Source organism: Polyangium fumosum (assembly GCF_005144585.1).
GTDB classification, from domain to species: Bacteria; Myxococcota_A; Polyangia; order Polyangiales; family Polyangiaceae; genus Polyangium; species Polyangium fumosum.
On record NZ_SSMQ01000031.1, the window covers coordinates 33,748 to 51,823 of the forward strand.

At 71.5% G+C, this 18,076-nt stretch carries 14 protein-coding genes; 8 read left to right on the plus strand and 6 right to left on the minus strand.

Annotated elements, in window-relative coordinates:
- Positions 1–16 precede the first annotated feature (16 nt).
- The 5 genes from E8A74_RS26950 (at position 17) to E8A74_RS26970 (ending at position 8,188) form a co-directional block, all read left to right on the plus strand.
- Positions 17–2,050 (plus strand): TolB-like translocation protein, encoded by a 2,034-nt coding sequence (locus E8A74_RS26950; RefSeq protein WP_136931950.1) that lies wholly within the window; start codon positions 17–19, stop codon positions 2,048–2,050.
- Positions 2,051–2,467: 417 nt separating this feature from the next.
- Entirely contained in the window at positions 2,468–2,986 is a 519-nt protein-coding gene (locus E8A74_RS26955) for a helix-turn-helix domain-containing protein (protein WP_136931951.1), read from the plus strand.
- A 7-nt stretch (positions 2,987–2,993) separates the two neighbouring features.
- Entirely contained in the window at positions 2,994–3,815 is an 822-nt protein-coding gene (locus E8A74_RS26960) for an undecaprenyl-diphosphate phosphatase (RefSeq protein ID WP_136931952.1), read from the plus strand.
- A 54-nt stretch (positions 3,816–3,869) separates the two neighbouring features.
- The gene (locus E8A74_RS26965; RefSeq protein ID WP_136931953.1) at positions 3,870–6,992 is read left to right on the plus strand and encodes a hypothetical protein; all 3,123 of its coding nucleotides are present in this window, start codon (positions 3,870–3,872) and stop codon (positions 6,990–6,992) included.
- Between the two features lie 59 nt (positions 6,993–7,051).
- Positions 7,052–8,188 (plus strand): deoxyhypusine synthase family protein, encoded by a 1,137-nt coding sequence (locus E8A74_RS26970; protein ID WP_136931954.1) that lies wholly within the window; start codon positions 7,052–7,054, stop codon positions 8,186–8,188.
- Positions 8,189–8,196: 8 nt separating this feature from the next.
- Here the strand turns inward: E8A74_RS26970 and E8A74_RS26975 are convergent, their stop codons facing one another.
- Together E8A74_RS26975 and E8A74_RS26980 are read right to left on the minus strand one after the other, a co-directional pair.
- The gene (locus E8A74_RS26975; protein WP_136931955.1) at positions 8,197–8,718 is read right to left on the minus strand and encodes a TrmH family RNA methyltransferase; all 522 of its coding nucleotides are present in this window, start codon (positions 8,716–8,718) and stop codon (positions 8,197–8,199) included.
- A 3-nt stretch (positions 8,719–8,721) separates the two neighbouring features.
- Complete coding sequence (locus tag E8A74_RS26980) at positions 8,722–9,540, minus strand: PDZ domain-containing protein (RefSeq protein WP_136931956.1); 819 nt, start codon at positions 9,538–9,540, stop codon at positions 8,722–8,724.
- A gap of 271 nt (positions 9,541–9,811) precedes the next feature.
- On the opposite strand from E8A74_RS26980, the gene E8A74_RS26985 reads away from it, so the two are divergent.
- From E8A74_RS26985 to E8A74_RS26995, 3 genes are read left to right on the plus strand one after another with little or no spacing between them, the layout of a single operon-like run.
- On the plus strand, positions 9,812–10,648 hold the full coding sequence (locus E8A74_RS26985; RefSeq protein ID WP_136931957.1) for a class II glutamine amidotransferase: 837 nt from the start codon (positions 9,812–9,814) through the stop codon (positions 10,646–10,648).
- Positions 10,623–11,312: a hypothetical protein gene (locus tag E8A74_RS26990; protein WP_170229393.1), complete on the plus strand. Its 690-nt coding sequence runs from the start codon at positions 10,623–10,625 to the stop codon at positions 11,310–11,312. The genes E8A74_RS26985 and E8A74_RS26990 overlap by 26 nt, the downstream gene beginning before the upstream one ends.
- Before the next feature lie 58 nt (positions 11,313–11,370).
- A complete protein-coding gene (locus E8A74_RS26995; RefSeq protein ID WP_136931959.1) occupies positions 11,371–12,288 on the plus strand; it encodes a patatin-like phospholipase family protein in 918 nt (305 codons plus the stop codon).
- A 336-nt stretch (positions 12,289–12,624) separates the two neighbouring features.
- On the opposite strand, the gene E8A74_RS27000 is transcribed toward E8A74_RS26995, so the two are convergent.
- Genes E8A74_RS27000 through E8A74_RS27015 form a run of 4 tightly spaced genes read right to left on the minus strand, consistent with a single transcriptional unit; the run spans position 12,625 to position 18,062 of the window.
- The gene (locus E8A74_RS27000) at positions 12,625–13,101 is read right to left on the minus strand and encodes a hypothetical protein (protein ID WP_232379760.1); all 477 of its coding nucleotides are present in this window, start codon (positions 13,099–13,101) and stop codon (positions 12,625–12,627) included.
- A 31-nt stretch (positions 13,102–13,132) separates the two neighbouring features.
- Complete coding sequence (locus E8A74_RS27005) at positions 13,133–15,052, minus strand: beta-ketoacyl synthase N-terminal-like domain-containing protein (protein WP_136931960.1); 1,920 nt, start codon at positions 15,050–15,052, stop codon at positions 13,133–13,135.
- A complete protein-coding gene (locus tag E8A74_RS27010) occupies positions 15,049–15,837 on the minus strand; it encodes a hypothetical protein (protein ID WP_136931961.1) in 789 nt (262 codons plus the stop codon). The genes E8A74_RS27005 and E8A74_RS27010 overlap by 4 nt, the downstream gene beginning before the upstream one ends.
- Entirely contained in the window at positions 15,837–18,062 is a 2,226-nt protein-coding gene (locus E8A74_RS27015) for a beta-ketoacyl-[acyl-carrier-protein] synthase family protein (protein WP_136931962.1), read from the minus strand. Before E8A74_RS27015 ends, E8A74_RS27010 begins: the two co-directional genes overlap by 1 nt.
- Positions 18,063–18,076 lie beyond the last annotated feature (14 nt).

Below are 18,076 nucleotides of genomic sequence, written 5' to 3' on the forward strand. Positions count from 1 at the left end.
GACTGGAGCTTGCCGCATGCGTCGTCCCCTCACCCTCGCCGCCATCGCGATTCCCCTCATCGCCGCTTTCTTCGCCGCGTGCGGCGGATCGGGCAGTGAAACCACCCAGGGCGCCGGCGCCGCGAGCAGCAGCGGCTCGGGCGGCGCAGGCGGCGCGGGCAACGGCGGCGAGGGCCTCGGCGGGGACATCTTCGGCGACAGCGGCGTCGGCCAGCTCGTCTCGATCGACGTCACGCCGAAGGACCTCGTGATCGAGGTCGTCAATGGCCAGATCCCGCCGCCCATCACCTACAAGGCGACCGGCCTCACGAGCTCGGGCAGCGTCGTCGACGTCGTCGGATCGTGGACCTACGATCGCGGCGACATCGGCAACATCGTCCCGGCGAACGGCGCGTTCACCGCGAGCGGCCTGCTCGGCGGCACGGGCACCGTCACGTTCGAGGCCGACGGCGTGAAAGGCTCGACCACGGCCACCGTCAAGCTCCGCTACCTCGACGATTCGCAGATGATCGATCCGAGCATCAAGCAGCAGTTCCCCACGGCTGCCGAGGCGGATCCGGCCCTCTCGCTCCTCTATCCCTACGACAAGACCGTCTTCCCGCGTGGCCTGCTCGGGCCCACGATCCAGTGGAATGGCGGAAACGCGGGCGACGTCTATCACATTCACATCAAGAGCCCCGCATTCGAATACGAGACCTGGCGCACCGTGCCGCCGCCCTCGCGCTTCGATTTCCCCAAGCTGCCCGACGACATCTGGCGCAAGCTCACCGACTCCACGAACGGCGACGTGCAGGTGGACATCGCCCGCTTCGACGGGACGAAGGCCTATGTCGCGAAGACGCAGACCTGGAAGATCGCCCCGGCGAACCTCGCGGGCACCATTTATTACTGGGAGGTCAACACGGGCAGCGTCGTGCGCATCAAGCCGGGCGATCTCGGCCCCGAGGCGTTCCTCACGCCGCCCCCCGGCGTCGGCTGCGTGGCCTGCCACAGCGTCTCGAAGGACGGGACGCGGCTCGTGGCCTCGTTCCACGGCGGGTATAGCCCCTGGGGCACGTTCGACACGGCGACGGGCACGTCGCTCTTCAACACGAATGCCTCGTCCGGCTTCCAGGCGATCTCGCCGAACGGCTCGCACGTGCTCTGGCGGCACTGGAACGACGGCGCCTTCAATGGGACGGGTTTCCTCTCGCTCAGCACGTACAACAGCGACGTCGAGCTCGCCCAGTTGAACCCGGGTGGTGGTTTCCCCTCGCACCCGGCCTGGTCGGGCGACGGCCAGAAGATCGCGTTCAGCATGCGCACCGACGGCAATGGGCTCGATTTCACGCAATCGACGTTGTGGGTGACGGACGTGAACCTGGCCGTCCCGTCCTTCTCCAACACGAAGCAGATCGTGACGAACGACGCCGGCCGGCCCACGGTCACGTTCCCGACCTTCAGCCCCGACTCGAAATGGATCGCGTTCGAGCGCTCGACGATGGCGCGCTCGCGCGGCGCGCTCGCCGAGATCTGGCTGACGAACACGGACGGCTCGGTGGTCATCCCGCTCGACAACACGAATGGCATGAACCACATCGAGGCCGAGCAGACGACGACGAACTACGAGCCGACGTTCAATCCGTTCTCGCTCGGCGGGTATTTCTGGCTCGTCATCGTGTCCGAGCGCAAGTACGGCAATACGCTGCTCGACACGAACCCGAACACGCGGCGCAAGCAGCTCTGGGTGACGGCGATCGACGCGAATCCGGTGCCCGGCCAGGATCCGAGCCACCCGGCGTTCTGGCTCCCCGGCCAGGGCCTCGACAACCAGAACATGCGCGGCGAATGGGCGAAGTCGCCCTGCAAGCAACTCGGCGAGGGTTGCAACGCCGGCTTCGACTGCTGCGACGGCTTCTGCAAACCCGACGCGCAAAGCGGCGCGCTCGTCTGCTCCGACCAGGCGCAAGGCTGCTCGAAGCTCGGCGAGGCCTGCATGACGTCCGCGAATTGCTGCGACCCGGACGCGAAATGCATCGGCGGCTTCTGCGCGTCCGACGGGCCGAAGTGACGCAACGTCCCTCAGGCACCCCCGGCGCGAGAGGCGGCGCCGCGCCCGGGGCTCCGCCCCGGTCCCCGCGGGGGGCTGTCCGCCCCCTCGACCCCGGACCAGCGAGGCGCTGGACCCAGGGTTGAAAAACTGCGCTCCGCGCAGTTTTTCAAACAGGCCGACGAAGAGGCGGGGTTGCCAGTAGAACCCGCAGCGCGGCTGTCTTGGTGGGCAACGCCGCTGCTGGTCTTGACCGGGCCTGTTCGATGAACTGCGCGGAGCGCAGTTCATCGAGCTTGGGTCCAGCCCCTGGCTGGTCCGGGTGCAGGGGCGGACAGCCCCTGCTGGGGTCTGGGGCAAAGCCCCAGCTCCGCGGCTTCGAGAACCAAGAACCCGCGCTCGCGGAAAATCACCCCGAACATGCTAGGGTCGGGTCCCATGGCGCAACCCTTCGACGCGGAGCTCGAAGAGCTCGTCAGCAAGTTTTCTCGCGATTTGGCGGACCAGATCCGCGCGCTCCTCCTCCGCCGGCTGGGGATCGAGCGCGCGCCGGCCCCGCGCGCCCCCAACCCGCGCACGGTGCAAGTGCGGTCCGCGCCGGCCTCCACGCCCTCCGCGCCCACCTCCTCGCGCACGAAACGCGCGCCGAACCGCGCCCCGGCCACGGTCCGCGCCCCCGTCTCCGAGCGCCGGAACGCGGCTCGCCCGACGCACGAGGAGCGCGCCGCGGCCATCGAGCGCATCGCCCGCATCGTCGGCAATGGAAGTGGCCTCAGCGTCGGCGAGATCGAGCGGCAGTCGGGCTTCACGCGCTCCGCCGTCGGCTCCGCGCTGAAGGTGCTCAAGGATCAGGGGCGCATCTTCATGGGCGGCACGAAGCGCTTCGCCCGCTACGCGACCACCCAGGCCGCCGCCGACCAGGCCAGCCTCGAAGCCCGACGCGGCGCTGCGGCTTGACCCTCGGATGACCTGGCTCGACGCACTGCTCCTCGGCGCGCTCGAGGGCCTCACCGAGTTCTTGCCCGTCTCGTCGACCGGTCACCTCATCCTGCTCGGCGCCTGGCTCGGCAAACACGACGAGGTCGCGAAGACCCTGGACGTCGTGATCCAGCTCGGCGCCGTGGTCGCCGTCGTCGTGTACTACCGCGCCCGCCTCGCCGCGCTCGCCCGCGGCTGCCTGCGCAAGGACCCCGCGAGCCTGCGCCTGCTCGCGGCGCTCGCCGTCGCCTTCCTCCCGGCCGCGCTCGTGGGCTTTTTGCTGCACGGCTTCATCAAGGAGCGCCTCTTCGGCCCCGGGCCCGTCGGCCTCGCGCTCATCGTCGGCGGCGTCGTGATGACCGGCGTCGACGCGTGGCGGCGCAGGACCGGCGCGGAGGCGGGCGCGGACGACGATCCGGAGCTCGCCTCCGTCACGCTCGGCCGCGCCGCCGTGATCGGCCTCTTTCAGTGCTTCGCGCTCTGGCCCGGCGCGTCGCGCTCCATGACCACGATCGTGGGCGGCCAGCTCGCCGGCCTGCGCACGAAGGCCGCGGCGGATTTCTCCTTTCTGCTCGCCATCCCCACGCTCGGCGCCGCGACCGTGTACGACCTCGCCAAGGGCGGCGCGGCGCTCCTCGCGTCCCCCTCGGGTCCGCTCTCGCTCGCCCTCGGCCTCGCCGCCTCGTTCGTCGTCGCGTGGCTCGTGATCGCCGCATTCCTGCGGTACCTCACGCGCTTCGGGCTCGCGCCGTTTGGCGTCTACCGCATCGCCCTCGGCGCGCTCGTCCTCTGGATCGCGCGCGGCTGAGCCGACGAAAGAGCGCTTCATTTCGAGATCACGAGTCGATACAGTGCGCGCCTCATGAAGAGGTCCCTGCTTCGCCGGACGAGCGCCGGCTCCTCCGTCGTGGCGCTCGCCGCGCTCGCGACCGCGGCAGCCACCGCCTGCTCGTCCACGCCGCCGCCCGCGCCCAAGCCCATCGCCAAGCCCGCGCCGCCGCCCCTGGTGGTGGCCGCGCCCGCGCCCCTGCCGCCATCGCGCTGGTCGTCCGCGGGCGGCGCGACCGAGGTGGGCCCGAAGCTCGACGCGGGCACGCTCGTCCTCGTCGGCGGGCGCCGCGCGCTCGTGGGCAAGGACGGCTCCGTGAAGGCCGAGACCGTGCCTTCGCCCGAGCCGCTCGAAGAGGTCGTCGAGGTCCCGATGCCGGGTGGCGGACGCCGCCTCGTGGCGCGGGGTCATCGCGGGGTCTATCGGCTCGACGATCCGCTCGGCGCCCCGAAGCCGCTCGCCCAGGCCGAGCAGGACATCCGCGCGATGGGCGCGTACGCGGGCCTCGTCGCGGTGTGGACCTTCGGCGGCGACATGCCTCGCTTCGTCGACGTGGAGACGGGGCGCATCAAGCCCGTGACCACGCTGCCGCCCCTGCCTTTGCGCGCGGTCGCGTTCCGCGACAGCAAGGAAGGCGCGGGCGTCTTCGACGGCGTGGGCCTCGCGGTCACGGCCGACGGCGGCGCGACGTGGAAGCGCGTGACCGAGGACGTGAAGGGCGACGCGCTCCGCGTGTTCGAGCTCGCGCTGCGGGACGGCATGCTCCGCGCGTTCGTGTACGACGAGGGCCGCGACGCGCCGATCGACGTGGCGCAGGCGCGCCTCGGGCGGCTCGCGGATCACACGCCGAAGGAGGACGAGCCGGCGCTCGTGAAATGGATCCGCGCGACGCACCGCGATCCGCTGGCGGCCGCGGCCGCGGCGGGCGTGTTCTTGCCCGACGGCAGCGCGCTCGTGGCGAGCCACGGCCTGCTCGCGCGGGTCGACACGAAGACCGGCATGGTCACGGCCACCACGGAGTTCGCGCGCGGCGACGGGCTCGGCGCGTGTGGCATGAGCCGCGCCGGCAAGCACGCGTGGATCGCTTGCACGCTCAGCGAGGAGATGGGCGGCGATCGGTACGATCCCTTCGGCGTGATGCGCATCTCGCTCGAAGGCGGCACCTTGAAGCCGGAGCGCCCGGCGCTCCTCCGCAGCGGCGAGGCCGAGCTCCGCACCTCGCCGAGCGGCGGCGTCCTCCTGCTCGGCCCCTGCAGCACCGACGACGACGGCGACATCTGCGCGCGCCAGCCCGACGGCCGCTGGCTCACGCTGCACGGCGAGATCGACCTCTACCCGCGCGGCGCCGGGCCGCTCTCCGACGGCCGCATCGCGTTCGTGCGCAACCTCTGGGAGGGCGACGTGCCCGAGTCCGAGCGCCGCGACGAGGAGGAATCCGGGCGCGACCGCGAGGAGGAAGAGGAGCCGCGCGAGGAGGGCGAAGGCGATCGCGAAGACAAACCCGTCCCCGAGCACAAGCGCGTCTACGTGGCCGCGCTCGGCGAGAACGGCAAGGAGGAGCGCATCGCCACGGTCGACTTCCAGCCGATCGGCGAGCTGCGCGTGATCAGCGCGATCGAGGAGGACGACGATCACACGCTCTCCTTCGTGATGGCCGACGACGACGGGATCTACGCGGTCTCGCAGCCCGCGGGCTCGGGCAAGGAGGCGCGCAAGCCGCACCGGCTCAAGGACGCGTCGAGCGCGCGCATCCGCGGCGGGCGTGGCATCGCCATCGGCGAGGAGGGGATCAGCGCGTCGAGCGACGGCGGCAAGACGTGGCAGGGCGTGCCGCTGCCGGAGCCCGTGCGCGCGTCGCTCTCCGACGTCAGCGGCCTGCTCGACGACGCCTCGGTGTTCAGCGTATCCGAGGTCGGCCTGATGCTCGATCGGCACGTGCGGATCGGCTGGGGCGCCGAGGAGCCACGCGAGGACCGCGCCGAGCCTCCGTTCGACGTGACGATCGCGCGCGCCGAGACGACCTACGGTCCGGGCGCGGATCGCGTGCTCGCGTGCACGAGCGAGGGCTCGATCCAGGCCACGGCGCCGCTCTCCAGCTCGAGCCTCATCGCGCAGCTCCTCGGCAAGAAGGGCGCGGCGCCGAAGGGCACGCGGAGGGCGACGCGGACGGCGCCCACGGCGCGCAACGGGCTCATGGACGTGGTCGCGTTGCTCGAAGAAGAGGGACCGGACAAGCCCGGCTCGGAGCCGGCGAAGTGGACGCTCTCCTGGCACGACGCGGCCGAGGTGGGCGGCAAGGTGCGCACGTGGAGCGGCCCGCCGCCGAAGGGCACGGCGTGGGGCACGGAGCTGCGCGCGGCGGCAGGCAGCGGCGCCCGCGCGCTCTTCACGCTGCGCGTCGGCAGCTCGAAGAACCTGCTCGTGCGCACGAAGGCCGGCGGCGGCGTGGAGACGGCCGAGGTCGGCTACGACCTCCTGCCCACGAACGAAGTCGTGTTCGGCGTGGACAAGGGCGAGCCGATCGCGTGGATGCGCGACACGGCGCTCGTCGTGTGGGTCACGGGCGAGGCGCCGCGGATCATCGGGCACGTGGCGGCGCGGAGCACGCGCACGCTCGGCGAGCCGACGAAGGACGGGATCCCGGTCCTTTTGAGCGCGAACGATTGGAGCGCGATGCGGGTCTTCCCGATCCCGCCGCCCGAGAAGAAGGGCGCGCCGGCGCCCCTGCCGCTCGCGCCGACGCTCGAAGGCTGGGCGACGGTGCCGAACCTCCGCAACCTGGTCGGCAAGCTCGCTCCATGCGGGACGAAGCCCAAGGCGGGCGTGCGGTTCTTCGTGACGCGCGGGTATGCCCGGGCCGCGATCGACGGCGCGGTCGGCTCGCTCGCCTCGGCGCTCTACGATGTGCGCCTCTCGGGGAACGACGCCTGCATCGCGCAGGTGTCCACGCTCTACGCGCCGGACCGCGCCTCGGCGCGGCCCACGCCGCCGCCGCCTCCGGGACCCGGCAAGGGGGCTCCTCCGCCCGCGAAGAAGGGCCCGATCACGTTCGCGCGGGCGGACTTCCTCGGCAAGAAGGCCGAGGGCGGCGACCGTGGTCTGCCGGCCAAGGACCAGGTCTTCAAGTTGTCCTGCACGCTCGAAGAGCGGAAGTGATCGAAGCCGTCTCCCCCTGACTTGTACGGAAGGACCGAACAACCCAAGAGGTGTTCGTCATGTCCGACCGACCTCCCCACCCAGCCCACGAGCCGCCGCGCGCCGTCCGGGATCTGAGCGACGGCGTCGAGGACCAGCTCGTGCCGATCACGGCGCTCGATCCCCTGCAGATCAAGAGCTTCGACGATCTCGTCACGGCGATGGGCCGCACGGCCTTCAGCGGCCGCTCGCTCGGCGAGGCGTGCGACGTGCTGACGGAGATGACGCTCGACCCGGAGTGCCTGATCGTCGCGACGTTCTCCGGCGCGATGACGGTCGCGAAGATGGGGCTCGTCATCGTCCGCATGATCGAAGCGGGGATGATCCACGCGATCGTCTCGACGGGCGCGCTGATGGCGCACGGGCTCAGCGAGGCCGTGGGGCTCACGCACTACAAGGCGAACCCCAACGTGCCGGACGAGGTGCTCTTTCAGAAGGGCTACAACCGCGTCTACGACACGCTGGAGATGGAGAAGAACCTCAACACGATCGACGCGTTCGTCCGGGCAGAGCTCGACCAGCTCGACCCGAACGTGCCGTGGTCGAGCGAGATGATCTGCCGTCAGCTCGGCAAGGCGCTCGCGGCGATGGGCGACTCTCCCGGCATCCTGCGCAGCGCCTACCTGCACAACGTGCCCGTCTACGTGCCGGCCTTCACGGACAGCGAGATGGGCCTCGACGTCGCGGTGTGGAAGCTCCGGCAGATCCACGCCCAGCACGGGCGTGATCCGAACTTCGATCCGTTCAAGCACGCGGCCCCGCCGGCCTACAACCCGTTCCTCGATCTGCTCAGCTACGCGAAGCTCATCGGAACGAAGAAGAAGCTCGGCATCTTCACGATCGGCGGCGGCGTGCCGCGCAACTGGGCGCAGCAGGTCGGCCCGTTCTACGACATCGTGGGCCACCGCCTCGGCGTGGAGGTGACGCACCCGCGCTTCCAGTACGGCGTGCGCATCTGCCCCGAGCCGGTGCACTGGGGCGGGCTCTCGGGCTGCACCTATTCGGAGGGCGTGAGCTGGGGCAAATTCGTCCCGCCGAACGAGGGCGGTCGTTACGCCGAGGTGTACGCCGACGCGACGGTCGCGTGGCCGCTGATCGTGCGCGCGGTGCTCGAGCGGCTGGAGAAGCGCCGCAGCAAGACGGCCGAGGTCAAGTAGGAGACCCTTTACCGCAGCGAGGGATTTCCCCGCGGATCGCGGCGCCGCGCCCACTCGCACATCACCATGCCGGCGGCGATCGCGACGGGGTACGAGTGGTTGATCCCGTACATGGGGATGGCCAGGACCTGGCTACACGCTGCGAGGAGGTGGTCCGAGAGCCCGTCGTTCTCGCTGCCGAAGAGGAACACGAGGCCGTCGGGCATCTCGGCTTCCCACAAGGTCGTGCGCGCGTGATCTCGCTCGACGCCGATCAGCGGGCGGCCGCGTACGGCTTCGAGGAAGGCGTCTTCATCGGGGCACTCGACGATCGTCTCGTACTTGGCCATCCCCATCGCGGCGCGCTCGTACCAGGGCTCTGTGCCGACGAGGAAGATCTCGCGCACCAGGAACGAGTGCGCGGTGCGGATGATGGCGCCGATGTTGAAGGGGTTTTTCGCGCGGCAGACGGCGATCGAGAAGGGGTGCCGGATCGGGGCGAGCTCCTCGCGGATCTCGTCGGTCGACAGGTTGAACGCGGGGACCTTCACGGATCAGTCGACTCGCCCGAACTCGGCGAACGCCGGGTAGATGGGCCCCTCGCGCAAGGTCACGCTCGCGGTCGTCCCGTCGGCGTGCCGCAGCACGACGGGCAGGCCGTCCGAGGGGATCGAGTTGAAGGCGCTCCGCACGGCGTTGCTGCTCATCGTCTTCACGTCCTTGCCGCCGATCTGGACGACCTCGTCGCCTGGCTGCGCGCCTGCGCGCTCGGCGGGGCTGCCTCCGATCATGCGCGTCAGAAAGCAGGTGTCCGTGCGCAGCTCGAACCAGAGCCCGAGGCCGAACATGGCGTGGGCGCGCTCGTAGGCGATCACGACCTCGCCGGCGCCGGGCACGTCGATGCGGATGCGATCGCCGAGCACGAGATCCTCGGTCGCGCGGAAGTCCTTCACGCCGATGGGCTTGTCCGTGACGGTGTTCGCGTCCCAGATCTCCACGCGCATCTTGTCCGCGGACGAGACCTGGAAGTTGCCGCGCGGCGCGTCGTCCCAGCTCGGCTCGAGCGTCTCGTTCTTGGGGTTCGTGCGCAGCACCTCCTGGTCGTTGATGTACAGCTTGGCGTAGGGATCCGGCAGCTTGCCGAGGGCTTGTTTCCAGGTCCTGCCGTCCCGCATCGAGTCCTTGATCGTCGCGGAGACGAGGCGGATCCAGCGCAGGTCTTCGGGCGGCGGCGGATCGAGCGCCTGCTCGGCGGTGATCTTGCGGATGTTCGTCCCGATCTCGGGATACAGCGCGACGCATCCGGTCGAGAGCGCCGAGGCGGCGAGGGTGCTCGCGAGCACGAGCGCGGAGGCGAGTCTTTTCGTGTTCATCGCGGAGGGGAAGTTCGAGACGGAGTCACGGCACGTCCGGGGCACCCTGGCCAAGGACGAAGCTCCTGTCTATCAGAGATCGTGGGGCGCTGCGGGGGCCCCCGATGACGCCTCGCTCCCTCTCCCCATGTCGTTCGGGTCTGCGGCCCGAATGCGGGCCGGCAAGCGAAGCAGTGACTTGCCCGGACGCCTCCGTTTCATCACAAAAGGGAGCAGGCTCCGTCCATCCCCCCCCACGTCTCACCGCGCTCGCGGAGAGGGAAATAAAGCCATGGCTCGTCTCGTCGGCTTCGTCGGCAACCGTCCGGACCTCGGGGCACGGGTCCTCGAGCTCGAAGCGCGCCACCTCGCAGTCCACAAGCAGCCCGATCGGATCCCGGGCTGGGGTGTCGGCTTCTACCAGGGTGGCGAGATCCTCTTGAAACGCCGCCCCATCGACGATCGTCCGCAGGTCAGCATCGCCGAGATGACCCACGGCCTGCGCGCCGACACGTTGATCGCGCACGTGCGGCTCGGCACCGTCGGCGGCTCACGCACGGAGAACACGCATCCCTTCCGGTACCGGCAATGGCTCTTCGCGCATACCGGCACGATCGAGGCCTTCTCCACGCTGCGCGGCCGCCTCTCGGACTCGCTCCCGCAGTTCTTGCAGCGGGATGTTCGGGGCGAGACGGACAGCGAGCTGCTCTTCCACCTCTTCCTTTCGTTCCTCCATGACGCAGGGGCCCTCGAACGTCAGGACGTACCGCCGGAGACGGCGCGCAGCGCGCTCCGTTCGAGCATCGCGCTCGTCGACGGGCTCTCGGCCGAGGAGGGCAAGGGACCGAGCCGCATGAACCTCCTCGTCGCGGCCCCTGATTACGTCATCGCCATGCACGGGAGCGGCCGCATGGTTCGCCGCGTTTTCCAGGGCGCCTCGGATCTCGAACGGATCCTCGGCGACGGCGGCCTCGGGCGCATGCGCTTGCCCGACTTCGCCTCCTGCCGCCTCTCGATCCTCGCCTCCGACTTCGACGACGACCAGACGCCGCCCGGATGGACGGCCGTCCAGGACCGTGCGATCGTCACGCTCACCCGCACGGATGATCCTCTCGTCGAGCCGATCTGAGCTGCCTCGCCGCGCGCGCGTCTCCCTGGCGGCGTGCGTGCTCCTGTCCATGGGCCTGCTTGGCTGCGGGGGCGCGGGGGCGCCTCTGTTTGCCACCACGTCGGAGCTGCCCGAAGGATCCCGGAGGCCGGACGGCGTCGCGGTGGATCCGGCGAGCGCACCGCCGCGCGCGCGGGACGTGGCGAACGCAGAGGCGGGGCTCGTCACGCTGCGCACGCCGCTCGGAACGGAGGCCGTGCTCACCACGGTGAGCGGGTTCTTCCGGGCGATCGTGAACGAGGACATGGAGGCGCTCGAAGGGCTCTTCACGCGGGACGCGCTGTCGATCAGCACGACCTACGGCCCGAGCGGCAGCTCGCCTTCGGCGCCGCTCTTCTGGACGCAACGCATGCGCCGGCTCGACTACACGCGGCTCGCCGGCGAGGTCGTCTTCCGCGAGGTGGAGCTCGAGGTCTACCGCGCGGAGGATGCGCTCACGTCCTCGCCGCACCCGGCGATCCGCGTCGAGGCGCTCTCGATGGGGGACGTCGTGGTGCGCGTGCCGATCACGACGTCGCGCGTGGGGTCGGATCGACTCCTCGGCGAGGAGATCGTGCTCTGGCTGCGCCGCGAGGGCGAGCGATACCGCATCTATCGACTCGTCGAAGATTTTCAGATGCCTTGAGAATCGGGGCCAGGTTGCCCGATTGCCCGACCTCGCGCGGGTGACCACAATGCCTGCCATGAGTCGCCTCAAGGTCGCGTTCGTGGCGTCGGGCGGGGCCGTGCGAGGCCTCGCGCACCTCGGGGTCCTCAAGGCGTGCGAGGAGCTCGGCGTCTTGCCCGAGATCTTCGTGGGGACGAGCTCCGGCGCGCTCATCTCCGCGACCTATGGCCAGGACATCCCGCTCGACGTCCTGCTCGACGCGTATCGCCTTCCATGGCGGCGCCGTCATCGTGGCCCTCGGCTCTTCCCGTCCACGTTCCTCGGCCTGCCGAGGCCCGCGGAGCTGCTCGATCCGGGGCACCTCGTCTCGGGGATCTTCTCGGCCGACCGCCTGGAGACCTACCTCTCGAGCTTCTTGCCCATCAACGATTTCCGCAAGCTCCCGAACTCCGTGTTCGTGACGGCCGTGGACATCGACACGGGCGAGCGCGTGGTGTTCGGTCCGGGCTACGAGGAGACGACGCCGGTGAGCCGCGCCGTCGCGGCGAGCTGCTGCGTGCCCGGGATCTTTCGCCCGTTCCGCATCGGCAGCCGGTACTACGTGAACGGCGAGGTGGCGCGCACGCTCTCGGCGGACATCGCGATCGCGGCGGGGGCCGACGTGGTGATCGTCTCGAACGTGTACAAGCCGGAGCACGTGCGCGAAGGGCGGCGTAGCCTGGCGCGGCGCGGCCCCTTCCCCGTGCTGCGGCAGTCGCTCAGCGTGCTGCTCACGGAGAAGGAGCGGCAGGGCGTGGAGCTTTACGGAAAGCTCCACCCGCACGTCACGTTCCTCGACGTCGCGCCGGAGATCGGGGCCTTCAGCTACCTGAACCGGTTCGCGGTGCGATCGCTCGTGCTGCGTGGATATCGGCAAGCGCTGCGGGTGCTGGCCGATGCGAAGGAGAAGGGCTTGTTCGAGCGGACGAACAAGCAGACGAGCCCGCTGAATTGACCCGGGAGCCGCCCGCGCCCGGGGCTCTGCCCCGGACCCCGCGGGGGGCTGTCCGCCCCCTCGACCCCGGACCAGCCAGGGGCTGGACCCAGGGTTGAAAACCTGCGCTCCGCGCAGTTTTTCAAACAGGCCGACGAAGAAGCCGGGGTGCCAGCCGAACCAGCAGCGCGGCTGTTTTGGTGGGGAACGTCGTTGTCGGTCTTGACCGGGCCTGTTCGATGAGCTGCGCGGAGCGCAGGTCATCGAGCTTGGGTCCAGCGCCTCGCTGGTCCGGGGTGGAGGGGGCGGACAGCCCCCTCCTGGGGCCTGGGGCAAAGCCCCAGCGCAGCGGCCTCGTCACATGCCGCCGACGATGCGGAACTCGTTGTTGTAGGGCACGAGCTCGAGGCGGTTGTCCTCGACCTTGCGGCGCCACTCTTCGCCGCGCGTGCCGGGGATGCGGTAGCTCGCGCTGTACGTGTAGTCGACGAAGAACATGCCGTCTTCGTGCGAGATGCGGCGGTAGCGGATCTCGTAACGGATCGCGCGCGCGTCCTGAAAGGCGCCGCTCAGGTAGGCCTTCAAGCCGGCGTAATCGATGTCGTCGCCCGGATCGACGTTGCCGCCGTCCTCGTAATAGTCGGGCGACGCGAAGCTGTAGAGGACGGAGAGATCCTTCTCCTCGACGGCGTGCCGATACTTCTCGCAAAATGCGATGATCTTGCGGTTTTCGTCGGTGTCCTCCACGTCGGTGTTGGGGATGTAGCGCGTGGCGCATCCCGTGAGCGTGGAGAGGGCGATCGCGAAGGCGGCAAGGGTTCGGGTCGAAGGCATCGAGGTCCACGCGCAACTTGCCAGAGGACCCCTACCCCCGGCAAGCCGACCGCCATTTTGTCACGAAATCGAGGACGATTGCCTGCAAGGCAAGATGCCCGAGAGGGCCCGCGTCAGGGTCGCTCGTGATGTCAGGGTCGATCGAAGCAAGCGCATTTTCCGCGGAAGCGCCGAGGAGCACAGCCATCGCGCCCTCGGCGTAGGCGCGGCCCGCGGCGGACGTGCATGACAGAAGATCACGCGCGGCAGGGCCGGCTTCGTCGACCGCGAGCACGACGACACGATCCGCGTCGCCCATCGCGACGAGCTCCGCGCCGACGGAGAGCGCCTCGGTGCCGCCGTCGAGGCCCGCGTTGACGGCGAAGCTCGGGCCGCGGAGCTGGTAGACGATCGCGCACTCGCCCGCGACGGCGTTCGGCGAGGTGGCCGGGAAGAGGCGTGGATCGACGGCGCCGGGGCCACGCGCCCGGCGGCGCGCGTCGAAGCGCTCGTTCGTGTCGAGCGTGGCGAGCGCGTGGCCCGCGACGATGCCGGCGCCCGCGAGGGCCTCGCGTCCCACGACACGCGCGAGCTCGGCGACGGCGCGCATCCCGAGCCGGCAGAGCGGATCGAGCCGCGCGAGGCGATCCCGCGCGACCCCCGTCAGCGCGGAGAGCTCGACGAGGTCGACGCTCGTGATCGCGGCGTGCGCGTGCAGGTACACGGGGCGCGCTCGGCGCGGCGCGCGTCCGCTCGGCGCGCGCGTGAGGACGAGCGCGGCGTTCGCGCCGCCAAACGCAGCCGAGAGCTTGAGCGCGGCGTCGAGCGGGCGCGCCTCGGCGTGATCGAGCAGAGCGACGGCGGCGTCCGGATCAAGCTCGCCTTCCCCGGCCGCGGCGGGCGCGATCCCGCGGCGGAGCGCGTCGGCCGCGGCGAGGGATTCGAGCACGCCGGCCGCGCCGAGCGTGTGGCCGATCTGGGCCTTGAAGGGGTGGACGACGGGGGCGGGCACGGCTTCGAAGAGCCGGGCGATCGCGCGGGACTCCATCGCGTCGTTGAAGGGGGTCGCGGTCGCGTGGGCGCTGACGAGGCCGATCGACGCGGGGGCGAGGCCGCTGTCGGCGATCGCCGCGGCCCCTGCGCGCGCGAGGCCGTCGCCGGTGCGGTCGGGCGCGGTGATGTGCACGGCGTCCGTGGAGGCGCCGAAGCCGGCGACACGGACGAACACCGAGGCGCCGCGGGTGTGCGGTTCGCGGACGAGCGCGACGAGGCCGGCGCCTTCGCCGAGGCTCATGCCGTCGCGGCCGACGCGAAAAGGCCGGGGACGTGAAGCCGTGGTCGCGCGGAGAACCTCGAAGCCGGTCGCGACGAAGCCCGAGACCGCGTCGTAGCCGCCGGCGATCACGAGGTCACAGGCGCCCCGGTCGAGCCATCGCAGGCCGAGGCCGATCGCCAGGGTCGAAGCGGCGCACGCGGCGACGAGGTGCACGCGGCGAACGTTGGGGCTCGAAAGATCCGCGGCGGCGAGCGCTTCGTCGAAGGGCGCGAAGTAGGTGGCGCGTCGGGCGAGCGCGGCGCGTTCGTCCTCGCGAGCCGCCTCGCCGCGGGCCCAGGCTTCGCGGGCCGCGAACCACCGCGTCGCCCCGATCATCCCGCCGCTCGACGTGCCGACGGCGATCCCGAGGCGTTCGTTCCGCCAATCGGGGCGCGTCTCGTCGAGGGAGCACACGATCTGCCCGAGCGCACACGCGAGCAGCGCCGCCGCGGGATCCTCGAACGCCGTGCCCGCGGGGAGCGGGAGCGCGCCGGGCGCGCGGGCGGCGAAGGGGCGGGCGAGGCCGGCGCGGGCGAGCTCTTCATCTCGGGCGAGGACCACGCGCGCCGGCGCGCCGACGTCCCCCGCGTGGTACGCGCTCGGGCCCACGCCGAGCGCCGAGACGGCGCCGACCGCGATCACGCATGCATCACTCACGAGGCGCCTCCTCCCGCGGAAACGTCCTCCGCGGGCGCATCCGGATCCACGAAGGCGCGCGGGTTCGGCGCGCGCCCTTTCTCCTCGCCCTCGCACGTGACGGTGACGGTGAGCCCCGTCGAGGCCTGGCGGTAGCGCACGGTGCCGCACCCGATCCGATCGGCCTCCACGCTCTCCTCGTCGAGTTTTTCCGCGCGGCTCCCTTCGCTCGACCACGTCGTGCGCCGTGCCGAGAGCGCCCCCGAATGCGCCGCGTAAAGCTCGATCACGGCCGCGCCGTCGCGCAACGTGAACCGATCCCCCGAAGGCGCGGCCTCGTGCCAGAGCAGCCGCCCCGACGCGGGCCGGAGCAGCCACCAGCGGAGGAAATCCACGGGCAGCCCGCGTGTCTCGGCGCGGGGCGTCGACGCGTCGCCGCGCTTCAAGAGGTCGATCGCGGGGACCGCAAAACGAAAGCGCTCCCCGCGCACCCAGAGGTCGAGCGCCGTGGTGCCGCCGGGCCCGAGCAGGATCATGCGCAGCGCGTCCGGCGGCGCGATCGCCACGGCGCCACGCGCCTCCAGCGTGCGGCCCGTCAAAGGCTCCCGCAGCGCGAGCGCGAGCCGGAGCGTCCGCGCGCCCTCGCCCTCGGCCGCCTTCGAGATCACCGCGAGCTTGCGCCGCGCCTCCCGCCAGCGCGCGAGCGTGGGGGCCTCGGCCGCGCGCGGGGCGAGCGCGTCCGGCGCCGCGCACGACGTCACGCCGAGGAGCACCGCAAAAGCCCCGAGCAAGCCGGCGCGGCCCATCACGACGAACCGGAATCGTCCGGCGATCGCTCGGCCGTGAGCAGCAAGGCGTACCCCCGCTCGGGCGCGTGCCCCACGACGAGCGCGGCGTCGAGCTCGCCCCGCGCGATCGCGGCGAGGGCCGCGGCCAGGGCGAACCCGCCCGCGCCCTCGTGCACGCCCGCCCGCGGCGCGACGGCGCGATGCGGGACACGCGCCCAGGCCTCGGGCAAATGCAGGCCGGGCGGGAGATCCTCCTGCCCGGTGAGGACCGCGGAACGCTGGGACGGCGCCGGTGCGTCCTTGAAGACGCCCGCGCCCGCGCCGCGCCACGACGTCCACCAGGGCAAACGCGCGAGCGGCCGGATCCCCCGCGCCTTCGCGTGCTCCTCGGCTTCGAGCAGGATCGCGCTCGCGCCCTCGCTGCGGACGCCGCGCGCTTCCCCGGAGCAGATCGGCCCGAGGCAACGCTCGATCATCGGGCTCGCCTCCTCCACGCTGCCGGCCGCGAGCACCTCCCCCTCGCCCACCGCGATCAGATCCGCCGCCGTCACGACCGCGCACTCGGCCGTCACCCCGAGGTCGGCCACGGCGAACACGGGCCCGCGCAGCCCGAGGTAGATCGACGCGTGCCCGACGGGCGACGAGGGCACGAGGTTCGGGAAATCCGCCGGGCTCGCGAACTTCACGCCCTTCTCGTAGATGCGCCGCATGAACGCGGTCGAGCCATCCACGCTGCCGAACGCCGCGCCGAGGATCGCGCCCACGTCCGCGCCGATCGAGGGATCGAGCGGATCGAGGCCCGCGTCCCGCAGCGCCCGCTGGATCGCCACCGCCGAGAGCCGGCCCGCCCGATCGAGCCTGCGCGCGCGGCCCACGTCGAGGTGATCGGCCGCCTGGAAGGCGATCGGCCCCGGCGCGGGCGCGGGACCGGGCTTCAGGTACGCGTCGTTCTCCCGCGCGCCGAGCACCCCGAGCGGGCCGATGGTCGCCGCGGAGACCACCACCACCGCGCGCCGCGGCGGCGCCTCGGGAGCGGGAAACACGCCCGGCGCGGCGAACACGAGCGACGTGTCCGTTCCTCCGAAGCCGAACGAGTTCGACATCACGGCACGCACGTCGGCCTTCGTCGCGCGTGTCGCGTGCGCGAGCGGGCATGCGGGATCGACCTCTTCGAGCCCCTGCGTCGGCGGGATCTCGCCCCGCGCGATCGTCATGACCGACACGGCCGCCTCGATCGCGCCCGCGGCCCCGAGCGTGTGCCCGATCTGGCCCTTCACCGACGAGACCAGGACGCGCTCGACCTCCGGCCCGAAACAAGCGCGGATCGCGGCCGCCTCCATCGAGTCGTTCAGCGGCGTCGCCGTCCCGTGCGCGTTCACGTGGTCGATGTCCGCGGGCGAGAGGCGCGCTTTCGCAAGCGCCGCCCGCATCACGCGCGCCGCCGTCCGCCCCTCGCGCTCGGGGTTCGTGATGTGGTGCGCCTCGGCGCCCACGCCCCAGCCGACGAGCTCCGCGATCGGCCGCGTCACGCCCCGCGCGCGGCTCGTGTCTTCGGGTTCGAGCACGAGGAACGCCGCGCCCTCGCCGAGGTTCAGGCCCGCGCGGCGTTTGTCGAACGGGCGGCACGGGTTCGGGTCCACGGCCGAGAGCGCGCCGAACCCCGTGTACGTGAGCCGGCAGAGCCCATCGGCGCCGCCCGCGACCACACAATGCGAGACGCCCGCGCGGATCCAGGCCGCCGCGAGCAGGAGCGCGTTCGCCCCGCTCGAACACGCGCTGCACAAGCTGCGCACGCGGCGGAACGGCCCCACCGCGGCGCGCACGTGATCGGCCGTCGACGAGAGCGGGTGCGTGAGCATGGCCCGGAGCGGCTTGATCGCGTCCGCGTCCCGCGACAGCTCCGCGAGCAAATCTTCGGTCTCGTACATCCCGGCGGTCGTGCCGCCGACGATCAGATCGATGGGCGCGGCCGCGGGCGCGACGCCGGCCTGCACGAGCGCCTCGCGCACCGCGAGCACGCTCATCGCGTCCGTGCGCGACCACGCCTCGGCGTCGCCCTCCGGCGCGACCTCGGCCGCCGAGATCCCGGGCGCCTCCGCGGCGAGCCGCGTGCGCATGTCGGGCAGATGAAAGAGCGAGAGCTCGCCGAAGGCACGATCGCCCGCGAGCAGCCTGTCCATGGTGACGCCGGCCCCGCGCCCGAGGGGCGAGACGACGCCAATGCCGGTCACCCAGATGCGCATGCGCCCCTCGGCCT

Coding starts and splice junctions, on each gene's coding strand:
- E8A74_RS27000 (WP_232379760.1), bottom strand. CDS start 13,101: ATGCCTTCGACCCGAACCCTTGCCGCCTTCGCGATCGCCCTCTCCACG.
- E8A74_RS26990 (WP_170229393.1), top strand. CDS start 10,623: ATGATCCTCTCGTCGAGCCGATCTGAGCTGCCTCGCCGCGCGCGCGTC.
- E8A74_RS26965 (WP_136931953.1), top strand. CDS start 3,870: ATGAAGAGGTCCCTGCTTCGCCGGACGAGCGCCGGCTCCTCCGTCGTG.
- E8A74_RS26970 (WP_136931954.1), top strand. CDS start 7,052: ATGTCCGACCGACCTCCCCACCCAGCCCACGAGCCGCCGCGCGCCGTC.
- E8A74_RS26980 (WP_136931956.1), bottom strand. CDS start 9,540: ATGAACACGAAAAGACTCGCCTCCGCGCTCGTGCTCGCGAGCACCCTC.
- E8A74_RS26960 (WP_136931952.1), top strand. CDS start 2,994: ATGACCTGGCTCGACGCACTGCTCCTCGGCGCGCTCGAGGGCCTCACC.
- E8A74_RS27015 (WP_136931962.1), bottom strand. CDS start 18,062: ATGCGCATCTGGGTGACCGGCATTGGCGTCGTCTCGCCCCTCGGGCGC.
- E8A74_RS27010 (WP_136931961.1), bottom strand. CDS start 15,837: ATGGGCCGCGCCGGCTTGCTCGGGGCTTTTGCGGTGCTCCTCGGCGTG.
- E8A74_RS26955 (WP_136931951.1), top strand. CDS start 2,468: ATGGCGCAACCCTTCGACGCGGAGCTCGAAGAGCTCGTCAGCAAGTTT.
- E8A74_RS26995 (WP_136931959.1), top strand. CDS start 11,371: ATGAGTCGCCTCAAGGTCGCGTTCGTGGCGTCGGGCGGGGCCGTGCGA.
- E8A74_RS26985 (WP_136931957.1), top strand. CDS start 9,812: ATGGCTCGTCTCGTCGGCTTCGTCGGCAACCGTCCGGACCTCGGGGCA.
- E8A74_RS26950 (WP_136931950.1), top strand. CDS start 17: ATGCGTCGTCCCCTCACCCTCGCCGCCATCGCGATTCCCCTCATCGCC.